Origin of the sequence: Steroidobacter sp., assembly GCF_016790065.1 — a bacterium.
Taxonomy (GTDB): domain Bacteria; phylum Pseudomonadota; class Gammaproteobacteria; order Steroidobacterales; family Steroidobacteraceae; genus Steroidobacter.
Window position 1 is genome coordinate 1 of the sequence record NZ_JAEUPY010000684.1, and the last position, 8,436, is coordinate 8,436.

An 8,436-nucleotide genomic window follows, 5' to 3' on the forward strand; every position below is an offset into this window, starting at 1 on the left:
CGCGATAGATAAGGAAATTAGATGCCAGACTTTAGTGCGGCGATGCCCCAGCGATTCAGTAGCGCCGCGACAGCCGTCGACCCTTGCTCTGCTGGCGACGGCTGGGCCGGCGGGGTCCGGCTGAAGCGCGGGGCAGGGGCATTTTGCAGCTGACCGCCCACGTCGACGAAGGCCTGGCGAGCCAGGTTATGCGGATGAAACGGCGCTTCCGACAAGCTCAGCACGGGGGCGAAGCAAACATCGGTGCCTTCCAGCAAGGCGCACCATTCATCGCGGCTGCGCGTGCGGAAGATAGCGGCCAGGCGCGGCTTCATTTCTTTCCAGACATTGGCATCGAAGCCTTGCGGCCCGGTCATGCCGGTCTGCGCGATGTCGCTGCCTTTCAGGTCCAGCTTGTCCATGAGCAGGGCGAAAAACTGCGGTTCCAGCGAGCCGATGCTGATGAACTTGCCGTCGCTGGTTTCGTACGTGTCGTAGTAGTGGGCGCCGCCGGACAGCAAGCTGGCTCCGACACCATCGGGATGCGTGCCGCCGGCCTTGAAGCCGATGCTCATAGCCATCAGTGCGACGGAGCCGTCCACCATGGCGGCATCGACCACTTGTCCCTGGCCTGAGCGTTGCGCTTCCAGCAGTGCGCAGACGATGCCAAAGGCCAGCATCATGCCGCCGCCGCCGAAATCGCCGACCAGATTGAGCGGTGGCACGGGCTTTTCGCCGCTACGGCCGATGCCATGAAGCGCACCGGCGAGCGAGATGTAGTTGATGTCGTGGCCCGCGGCGTTGGCCAAGGGCCCGGTTTGACCCCAGCCCGTCATGCGGCCGTAGACCAATTTCGGATTGAGCTCGAGGCACACGTCGGGCCCGAAGCCCAGGCGCTCAGCCACGCCGGGTCGATAGCCTTCGAACAGCACGTCGGCCTGTGTCACCAGTTGTAGCAATGCTTGCCGGCCCTCATCGCTCTTAAGATCGAGCGCGAGTCGAGTTCGATTGCGGTTGATCGGCTCGTGGCGGGTGTCGCTGGCGGTGCTGCGTTCGATGGTGATGACATCGGCGCCCATGTCGGCGAGCATCATTCCGCAGAACGGACCTGGCCCCAGGCCGGCGACCTCGACGATCCGAACACCGCTGAGCGGGCCGCCACGCGAGCTGGACGGACTCATTGCACGGCCTTGAACGCGTCGTGATCGTCGATCGCCACGGCGAATCGGGTGCACACACTTTCGATGGCATCTTCGGGTTGGGTGCCGGGCGGCACCACCGACCACACCATGCCGTAGAACAACTGCGCCAAGTACAGCTGCCAGGCGACGTCGAACGCCGGTGGTTCGCCACCTGCTCGTTTCAATTCGTCCAGATAAGAAGCCAGCAGCTCTCGTTCGTGCGCGCGACGGTCCTCGATGCTCAAGAAGCCGCAGAGCGTGTAAGCGGCGTCCCAAATCCAGGGACCGCGCATCATGCGTTGCCAGTCCAAAAAGCCGATGGCGCCGTCGGCGGTGAAGTACATGTTTCCTAAATGCGGGTCGCCATGGAGCAAGCATTCGGGCATGCGGTCGTTGGCGGCGAGCATCTTATGAATCGCGTCGTGCACGCGAGGACCATCGCGCAACGCTGCAGGAATGCCACGTGAACGCGGCATCGCCATCGCTGCATTCCAGCTGGGCGGCGCCATGAGACGATCGATCACGCCATCGGTGCGCAACGAGCCGCCGCGTTCGCCGAATTTGCTCAGCTCGGGACTGCCCCACCAACGGCCGTGCAAGCGCGCCTCCATCTTCAGCGTCTGCGCTACCAGTTCCACCGAAGCAGGCTTCACCGGATCGCCGAAGGACGCGTTGCTCGCGAGCAGATCTTCCATTAGCACGATGCCCTGACCGGCCTCGGCATCGGACTCAGCAAAGTAAGCTTTGGGAGAACGGACAATGTTGAGCGGCGCGACCTCGCGATAGAACAGCACTTCTCGCTGAAACGCCGCGCGAATGTTCTTTGCATACTCGTGCAAGGCGCCCTTGATCCACATCGTCGCGGGCAGGCGCGCTGCGTGCCCGGCGGCGTTGTAGTCGAGCAGCAGTCGCACTTTCATGCCGGTGCCGGCGATCTGCGTGCCCAGAAACACCGAGTTCACTGTCACGCCGGGGTAGTTGGAACTCAAAGCGGCGGTGAGCCACTCCGCGGTCACTTGTTCGAGGCTGTTCGGTAAGACCATATTCAGTGAGACCATCCGCTACCTAGTCAACGGCAGCCGGACATGCCGCCGTCCACGTACAACTCCGAGCCGGTGAGGTAACGGCCGGCACGCGAGCACAGGAAAATACACAACCCCGCGATGTCGTCTTCGTGACCGAGGCGAGCCATCGGAATACGAGCGAGCAACTTGTTCGCTTCCGCATCGTCCTTGCGAATGTGCGCCGTCATCTGCGTCGGAAAGTAGCCCGGCACGACAACGTTGACGGTGATGTGTCGTTCGGCGAGTTCGGCGGCCAGCACACGCGACAGATGATGGATCGCGGCCTTGCTGGCCGAGTATGAGAACGCACCGATGCGCTCGACCACATTGCCAGCAAGCGAGCCGATGTTGATGACGCGTGCGGGATCGTCTTGCGTGCCGGCAGCTTGCAGCGCCGGTAGCAATTCACGAACCAAAGTAAACGGACCTTGCACGTTCACCGCAAACACAGGATCCCACGCCTTGTCGGGGAATTGTTCCAGCGGTGCGCCCCAAGTCTTGCCGGCGTTGTTGATGAGTGCGTGCAGCTTTGGCTCGCGCTCCTTGATCTGATTCGCAAGCGCGACTCCCGCAGCCGGTGTCGCCAGATCGGCAGCAATCGCCACGCAATCTCCGAGCTGCCGCAGCTCTTGTTCCGCTGCCTGCGCCGCATCCGCCTTCCGGCTGGTGACGTAGACCTTGGCCCCAGCGCGCAACATGCCTTCGGCGATCATGCGGCCAAGGCCATGCACGCCGCCGGTGATCAGGACGGTCTTGCCGCCGATGTCGAATAGCGTTTGCATAAGATTAGTCGATGGTGACGACGATCTTGCCCATGCCGTGATTACTCTCCAGGCTCAGCAACGCGTCGCGTGCACGATCCAGCGTGAAGCGTTGATCGATGACGGGTTTCAGCTGTTTGCTGCCAACGAAGTCTAGCATCCGGCCGAAGTCCTCCAGCGTGCCCATGGCCGTTCCCAGCAACGTGGCATGGCGAAGGAACAAATCCGGGGTGGAGAACTGAGCGTCGACACCGCCGGTCGAGCCGTAGATCACGACGCGTGCGCCCATGTTCAACGCCCGAATGTATTGTGAGAGCGAGCCGGCCGGTGCGCCGTCGATGACCACATCGATGCCGCCGCTCACCTTCGCCAAGGTTTTGCCCCATTTGTCTTGGGTATAGACCACGCCGCCGGCCGCGCCGAGTTGTTCGGCACGTCGGATCTTCTCTTCCGAGCTACTGGTGACGAATACCTTCGCTCCTGATGCAACGGCGAACGCGCAAGCAGAAGTGGCCACGCCGCCGCCGATGCCGGTGATCAACACATGCTCGCCAGCAGCAAGTCGTGCCTTCACGCTGATGGCTCGCCACGCCGTCAATCCAGCGGTCGGCAGGCAGGCGGCTTCTTCGAACGACAGGCTGGCCGGCTTGGTGAACGCGTTCGCCAAGGGCACACATATATATTGAGCCAGCGTGCCGGGCAGGGGCATGCCGTAGAGGGCGAACTGCTTGCCAGGGTAATTGGGGTTGTCACCCCAGCCCAAGCCCGGATAGAGCACGACTTCGCGGCCAATGTTTGCAGCGTCCACGCCCGAGCCCACAGCGTCGATGACACCAGCGCCATCTGCGCCCAAGCCGGAAGGCAACTTCATGCCGGGATACTGGCCGCGACTGATCCACAGCTCGCGATAGTTCAACGAGGCAGCACGAAGCGCGACACGGACTTCGCCGGCGGCTGGCGTCGGCTTCTCAATGTCTTGAAGTTCGACGGAACCTGGGCCTTCCGTGCGCGTGAGCATCAACGCTTTCATGTCCGGTCTCCAAGCAGCAACGACGCGTTGGCGGTGACCGCCGGGCCGCGGCCGTCGACGTTCAACCAAGTCTCGCAGGCAATGCGTGTGCCTTCGGGCACTTGAGTCACTGAGGTCACTCGGCCGCCTGCTTCAACGGCGTCGCCGGCGAATACGTTGGCAAGGAAGCGGGCATCCAGTTGAGTCAGGCTCGACTTCGGAAACGCAGCACGCAGCATGTTGACGATGTAAGCCAGGTTCGCCGGCCCCTGATTGATGACCCGATTGCCGAGGCCGAGTCTTGCCACCGCCGCCGGATCGAGGTGAATGGGGTTGGGGTCGCGCAGCACGTCGGCGAGTTGCCGCATCTTCTCGGCGCTGATGGACTCGATGCGCAAACTCGGCAATGAATCTCCCACAGCCATCATGTGAGATTCCTCCGCGGCAAGATCCACGTGTTGGTGACTTCGAGCACCGGCTCGCCCGACTGACTTTCGAGCGTGAGTCGATACTCCAGCACGTCCATCACTCCGAGTTTTTTGCTCTGCTTGCGAGTGAGCGACAGGATGGTGCCGTGAATTCGATAGGTCACATCGGTCTGCAGCGTGCCGACGAAGCGGCTGTTGCTGCTGCCGAGCATGGGGCCGTCGGCAGCGTCGAACTCGCAGATCGCGAGCAAGCCATCGACACTCACGCCCATTCCGGATTGAGTGGCGATGTACGAGTAGATTTCGTGAGCTCGACCGTCCGCTGCAGGCTGTGTAAACAGGGCTTCGCAGAGCGCGCGGTTTTCTTCACTACTGATGCGGTACTCGCCGCCGGGCAAGCGAGTACCGGCGACTTCTGGGGGATGCTCGCCAGCCATGTCAGAACGAGCGTGGCAGGCCGAGGCCTTCGGCGATCACGTTACGAGCCATCTCGTTGGTGATCGGGCCGATGCGCCACAGTCGCGAGTCGCGCCAGTAACGTTGCATGTCGGTCTCAGCCGAGTAACCCATGCCGCCCAGAATCTGGATGCCGAGGTCGGCGGCACGATTCGCATACTCCGAGGCAGTCACCTTCAACATGCTCGATTCGATGTGCGCGTTGCGGCCGTTCATTTGCAACCATGCACAATGCAACATCATGAGTTCGACTTGATGGCGCCAGGTGGCGATGTCGGCGATGTAATGTTGCAGGGCTTGAAACTCGCCGATGAGTTTGCCGAACGCCTTGCGCTGCTTGACGTAGTCGAGCGCATCCTCGAGCACACCATCCAGCACGCCCAAGCAGAAGGCCGCGACCATGATGCGTTCGTTGTTGAGCGTGGGCAGTAGCATGTACCAGGCTTTGCCGGGTTCGCCGAGCACCAGATCGTCGGCCACGAACGTGTCTTGAAAATGCACGGTACACGAGCCCATGGAGCGCATGCCGAGCTTGGGCAGCGGTGTGATCTTGACGCCGGGGGCCTTGGTAGGAATCCAGAACAAGCTCACGCCATGATGCCGCTTGCTGACGTTCTTGTCGGTGCGCGCCAGCACCAGCAAATAGTCGGCGACATGCGCCGATGAACTCCAGATCTTTTCGCCATTGATGATCCAGCCGCCGTTGCCGCGCACGGCTTCGGTTCGCAACGCGCCGAGCACGTCGGTGCCGCCGCCGGGTTCGGTGAATGCGATGGCTGCGCGCAACTTGCCGGCCGTAATGTCGGGAAGAAACTTTTCCTTCTGCGCCTCTGTGCCGTACACGCCGATGGATTTGCCGCCGGCGAACGAGGTGATGCCCCAGATCCAGGCGAGGCCGCCGAGCGAGCGTGCCAGCTCGCGGGCCAGAATCATTTGCATGATCAGATCGCCGCCCTGGCCGCCGTAGCGCTCATCGATGCCGACGCCATGAAAGCCGGCTTCGGTAAATTTGTCCCACAGCTCGAACGGATAGTTGTGCTCGTCTTGCTCGAGTTTGCGGGCCCAGCTCTTGGGCACTTCCTGATCCACCCACTTGCGGACCATGTCGCGGAAGCTCTGATGTTCTTCCGAAAGTTCGAAGTTCAACACGCTTCTCCCGAGCCTACGTTTTTGTGAGGCTTGCAGTGTCGAGTCCGCGCGGTGACGCTTCACCTATCGAAAGATAGCGCAGCACCACGGGCCTGCCTTTAGACTGGCGCCATGGAATCTTCTGCACTCGACCTGCCGGCCATCAACCAGCGAATCCATGCCAGCGCGTTCAATCGTTGGTTACGGATCGAGGCCACGAGAATTGTCGTCCCCGGCCAAGTCGAGCTGCGGATGCCGTCCCGGGCGGAGCTAGAAGGCGGTCAGGGAATGACTCACGGCGGCATCTTCGCGTGCATCGTCGACGTGGCTGCGTTTGCTGCCATTCTGTCGGTGAAGGGCCAAACCGGTCCGACCATCGACATGCGCGTCGACTTTCACGCCAATGCGTTCGAGAGTGACTTCATCATCGAGGCGCAGGTACTGCGGGCCGGCTCGCGAATTGCGACCGGCGACGTGAAAATCAACAGCGTGACAGGCAAGCTGCTGGCGAGCGGTCGTTGCGTATACGTGGCCGCTCGTTAGGAAGCGATCAAGCCGAACTGCCGCGCACGTTCAACTGCTCGCTGGCGACGGCGCGTGCCGATCTTGTCGTAGACCTGCTGCAGGTACCACTTGATGGTGCCTTCGGTCATGCCCAGTCGTTCGGCGACTTCCTTGTTGCGCAGGCCGGAGGCGACCAGCGTCAGGATCTCTCGCTCGCGTTCGCTGAAGCGACCATACAAACCTTCATCACTGGTCGAATCGGCCGGCGTGGCGCGAGCTGCACGATCGCCTCCGTCAAGCACGGCGAGCAGTTCGTCGGCGAACGCATCTGTCGGGTGGTTGGAGTCGGTGGATTCGACCGATTCGAGCAACGTGCGCATGATCGCGCCTTCATCGATGAAGCTGCGCAAGCTGCGGACATTCACCCCGTGCGTCAACGCTTCGCGCAATGCGCGTTGGGCTGCCAATTTGTTACCGCTGGTGAAGTGCAGGCAGGCCAACAAGATGTCCCAGCGAATCAGCGACAGGATGGCGCCACGCGCAGCACAGAAGCTGCGCCATTGACGAGCCACCGTAGCAGCTTCGAATAAATGATCGGAGGCTTGCGCGACTCGCACCCAAATCATCGCGCGGTATTCGTCTCGGCTAGTGACAGCGTCGCCCGGCGTCGGTGCACGATCTGTGGCTGCGATTCCTTGAGCCGCTGCATAACGAATCGCATCGTCGGCTCGTCCAGTCTCGATCAGCAACCGCACGCGCTCGGCAATCAACGCTAGCTTGAGGCGCTCCAGCTCGCGCTCGACAGCAATGGCCATGCCGTCATCCAACGTTTGCAAGGCTGCTGTCACGTCGCGTCGCGCGTGATGCAGCTTGGCTTGAGTGGTTAACGCCGACACCAACTGATCGACGAACCCAAAACCCACAGCCGATGGCATGGCTTCGTCGATGAGTTGCGCGGCGAAGTCGAGCTCGTTGTTCTCGTAGACCAACTCCGCCAGCGGTAAAGAGCACACGGCGGTGGCCGAGGAGAAACGGCCGCTGTACTTCACGCCTTCATCGCGGCCTTGCTCCAGCATTGCGCGCGCCGCGGACGTCTTGCCGGCCAGAAATAGGAACGGCCCGATGCTGGCTTGCAGACCGACGGCCGCGAAGCTGTACACGGAGCGCTTCATGATTCCATGGGCGGTCGCGAACAGCTTCTCGAAATCGGCCAGCTTGTACTGCTCACGCCGCGCCGCCAGCAAGTGACCGTAAATCGTGCCCTTCAGATAAGGGTGTTGCTCTTCGGGATACTCGTCGAGCAGATGCTGACAGCGGCGTTCCACATCGGCCATCTGATCGTGAGCTGCGGTCAACACCATCTCGCGATGTAAATAGAGATAGCGCAGGCGACGCAGTTCAGCCGTGGATACTTCGTTGCCCGCCGCCATTTCGTCCAGGCGCCGACCAGCGATGCGAATCAACTCGGCCGCTTGTTCGAAGTGCAGCGCGCGGGTCTGGCGCCAAGCCAGCGTCAACAGCACGCCGGGATAACGATGCAAGATCTCTTCGGGGATCTGCTCGGCGAACTTGCTGACCAGGCGCACCTTGCCGACGTACGTCAGCTCTTGGCAACGCCGTTCGAGCAGGTCCGCGGCACGATCTTGCGCGCCGGCTTTCAGCGCATGCTCGATGGCGTCCACCGGTGAGCCGGCTTCCCAGAACCAATCGCTGGCGCGCAAATGCAGATCGCGGCTCGCCTGCGAATCGAACTCGTCCAGACGACGCTGCAGGAAGGTGGCGAACAAATGATGATAGCGATGCCAATGTCGCTCTTGATCCAGCTGTAGCAAGAACAGGCCACGCTGCTCGATCTCGTACAAGCGTCGCGTCGCGTCCGGTTGCCCGGTCACGGCTTCGCAGAGCGACGGGCAGAAGCGATCCAGA

9 protein-coding genes are annotated in these 8,436 nt (G+C 61.8%); 1 reads left to right on the forward strand and 8 read right to left on the reverse strand.

The features are described from left to right. Positions 1-17: 17 nt before the first annotated feature. From JNL55_RS28120 to JNL55_RS28150, 7 genes are read right to left on the reverse strand one after another with little or no spacing between them, the layout of a single operon-like run. The gene (locus tag JNL55_RS28120) at positions 18-1,160 is read right to left on the reverse strand and encodes a CaiB/BaiF CoA transferase family protein (RefSeq protein WP_293862535.1); all 1,143 of its coding nucleotides are present in this window, start codon (positions 1,158-1,160) and stop codon (positions 18-20) included. Beyond that, positions 1,157-2,218, reverse strand: a complete 1,062-nt coding sequence (locus JNL55_RS28125) for an aminoglycoside phosphotransferase family protein (RefSeq protein ID WP_293862537.1) — start codon at positions 2,216-2,218, stop codon at positions 1,157-1,159. Before JNL55_RS28125 ends, JNL55_RS28120 begins: the two co-directional genes overlap by 4 nt. An 11-nt stretch (positions 2,219-2,229) precedes the next feature. Next, complete coding sequence (locus JNL55_RS28130; RefSeq protein ID WP_293862539.1) at positions 2,230-3,006, reverse strand: SDR family oxidoreductase; 777 nt, start codon at positions 3,004-3,006, stop codon at positions 2,230-2,232. Positions 3,007-3,010: 4 nt separating this feature from the next. Beyond that, a complete protein-coding gene (locus tag JNL55_RS28135) occupies positions 3,011-4,015 on the reverse strand; it encodes a quinone oxidoreductase family protein (protein WP_293862541.1) in 1,005 nt (334 codons plus the stop codon). Beyond that, positions 4,012-4,422, reverse strand: a complete 411-nt coding sequence (locus tag JNL55_RS28140; RefSeq protein ID WP_293862543.1) for a MaoC family dehydratase — start codon at positions 4,420-4,422, stop codon at positions 4,012-4,014. The genes JNL55_RS28135 and JNL55_RS28140 overlap by 4 nt, the downstream gene beginning before the upstream one ends. Next, a complete protein-coding gene (locus JNL55_RS28145; protein WP_293862545.1) occupies positions 4,419-4,859 on the reverse strand; it encodes a hypothetical protein in 441 nt (146 codons plus the stop codon). Before JNL55_RS28145 ends, JNL55_RS28140 begins: the two co-directional genes overlap by 4 nt. A 1-nt stretch (position 4,860) precedes the next feature. Further along, positions 4,861-6,024 carry an acyl-CoA dehydrogenase family protein gene (locus JNL55_RS28150; protein ID WP_293862547.1) on the reverse strand — a complete coding sequence of 388 codons (1,164 nt, stop codon included), beginning with the start codon at positions 6,022-6,024 and terminating at the stop codon, positions 4,861-4,863. A 114-nt stretch (positions 6,025-6,138) separates the two neighbouring features. On the opposite strand from JNL55_RS28150, the gene JNL55_RS28155 reads away from it, so the two are divergent. Then, entirely contained in the window at positions 6,139-6,549 is a 411-nt protein-coding gene (locus JNL55_RS28155; RefSeq protein ID WP_293862549.1) for a PaaI family thioesterase, read from the forward strand. Here JNL55_RS28155 and JNL55_RS28160 read toward each other — a convergent pair. Continuing rightward, positions 6,546-8,436: LuxR C-terminal-related transcriptional regulator (locus JNL55_RS28160; protein ID WP_293862551.1), on the reverse strand; the 1,891-nt coding region annotated here is incomplete at its 5' end. The genes JNL55_RS28155 and JNL55_RS28160 overlap by 4 nt on opposite strands.